This window comes from Oceaniovalibus guishaninsula JLT2003, assembly GCF_000299575.1.
Taxonomy (GTDB): Bacteria; Pseudomonadota; Alphaproteobacteria; order Rhodobacterales; family Rhodobacteraceae; genus Palleronia; species Palleronia guishaninsula.
Genome location: NZ_AMGO01000019.1, coordinates 1 through 1,743 on the forward strand (window position 1 = coordinate 1; position 1,743 = coordinate 1,743).

The 1,743-nt window shown below is 62.7% G+C and carries 2 protein-coding genes and 1 pseudogene; 2 read left to right on the plus strand and 1 reads right to left on the minus strand.

The annotated features are described in order from the left end of the window. Nucleotides 1-160 (plus strand): L,D-transpeptidase family protein (locus OCGS_RS15025; RefSeq protein WP_040610618.1); only part of this gene is annotated, 160 nt, incomplete at its 5' end. A gap of 36 nt (nt 161-196) precedes the next feature. Here OCGS_RS15025 and OCGS_RS05540 read toward each other — a convergent pair. Then, entirely contained in the window at nt 197-481 is a 285-nt protein-coding gene (locus OCGS_RS05540; protein WP_040610620.1) for a hypothetical protein, read from the minus strand. Nucleotides 482-662: 181 nt separating this feature from the next. On the opposite strand from OCGS_RS05540, the pseudogene OCGS_RS05545 reads away from it, so the two are divergent. After that, a pseudogene (locus tag OCGS_RS05545) lies at nt 663-1,743 on the plus strand (P-type ATPase actuator domain-containing protein); the annotation flags it as partial.

The window sequence follows — 1,743 nt, forward strand, 5'->3', positions numbered from 1 at the left end:
GTTTCCGCAAAGTATCGGCAGCCGAGCCAGCTCGGGTTGCGTCAGGATGGTGATGGCGCACATCAACAGTCTCTATCCACGTGTCGAGATCGGCTCGACGGCGTATCTCTATTCGGCGGAAGGCAGCCTTGCGGCACCAGAGGTTGGCGACCTGTGGTGATGCGCGCCGAGCGACGGATGCTGCCGTTCGCATTCGTCAGGCCTGCGCCTGCCGACAGATAGCCGCTCCGTTTCTTGCCCGAAGTGGCAGGAGCGTTGTCTCGACCTGACCGCGATGCTCGTACCAGTAACACCCGTCGTCAGGCAGCAGGCGGACGGTTGAGAGATCCTGACCGTCCGCCGCCAATTCGAGAACGATCTCGGGAACGCCGGACTCGGGTTCAGTGGCAGGCAACTGGCCGACCTCCTGCGAGCCGCAGCTTGCGGTCAGAAAGAGTGCGACGACAGCCATCTTCATCCGTGTCCGAGTAATACTCAGCATTGTTGTTCCTTCCGCTTATGCCACTCCTCGCGACGGTTTTCATGGGTAGTGCTAAAACCGCACGGATCACCGCACTTTCTAGCAAAAATACAAACTGAAATACCACCGTATTTTGCTCTTGAAGCTCTAGCTACTGTAGGGGCTATGTCATGGTGATGCACCCGAATCCAGAGGTCCATTCATGCCGTCCGACACCCATCACCACGATCACGATCATGCCGAAGACGACCAGGCAAACGGCGGCAACTGTTGCGGGAGCGCGGGAACGTGCGGCGACATCGAGCCGACGACGCCCGCGCCGACGGGCGGGCGCAGTTTTCAGGTGTCCGGCCTCGATTGCGCCGAGGAGGTCGCGATCCTGAACAAGGTGGTTGGCCCGAAGATCGGCGGGGCCGAGCATCTCGCGTTCGACGTGATCAATGGACGGATGACTATTCTCGACAGCGCCAAGAGTGTATCGGACGGCGAAATTGCAGAACTGGTCGCAAGCACCGGCATGACCGCCAAGCCCTGGGATGCCGAAAAACGCGTCGGTCGACCAGGCGGCCCATCTTGCACGACAGCGGCTGTTTACGGCGCTCAGTGGCGGCTTCTGGGCCGCGGGATTTCTGTGGCACATCATCGAGACCGGCATGGGGGGGGCACTCGGCCTCTTCGCAGGGCACGGCGAAGCGCCGATGCCACTGGTCGAGGCAGGGCTATTCGCGGTTGCGATCCTGTTCGGTGTCTGGCTCGTGGCACCCAAGGCATGGTCGTCCGCACGGAGGCTGTCGCCCGACATGAACCTGCTGATGGTGGTCGCGGTGGCCGGTGCCATAGGGCTTGGCGAATTCTTCGAGGCGGCGACGGTTGCGTTCTTCTTCTCGCTCTCGCTCTACCTCGAAAGCTGGAGCGTCGGGCGTGCGAGGAATGCGGTCTCGGCGCTCTTGGATCTTGCACCACCGACGGCGCGCGTGATCCGCGAAGACGGAAGCGAGGCCGACGTTCCGGCGGCTCAAGTCGCCGTAGGCTCAAGCTTCATAGTACGCGGTGGCGACCGTATCCCCCTCGATGGTGAGGTGACGGACGGCGCGGGCGCGGTCGATCAGGCGCCAATCACCGGAGAGAGTGCGCTGGTCCCAAAGGAACGAGGCGACGAAGTCTATGCCGGCACGATCAACGGCGAAGGCACATTGACGGTGCGCGCCACGAAGGCCGCCTCGGACACCGTCTTGGCCAAGATCATCCGCATGGTCGGCGACGCCCATGCCCGCCGCGCGCCG

Excerpts from the sequence above, each read along its gene's own strand:
- OCGS_RS05540 (WP_040610620.1), bottom strand. The coding sequence starts at position 481 with ATGCTGAGTATTACTCGGACACGGATGAAGATGGCTGTCGTCGCACTC.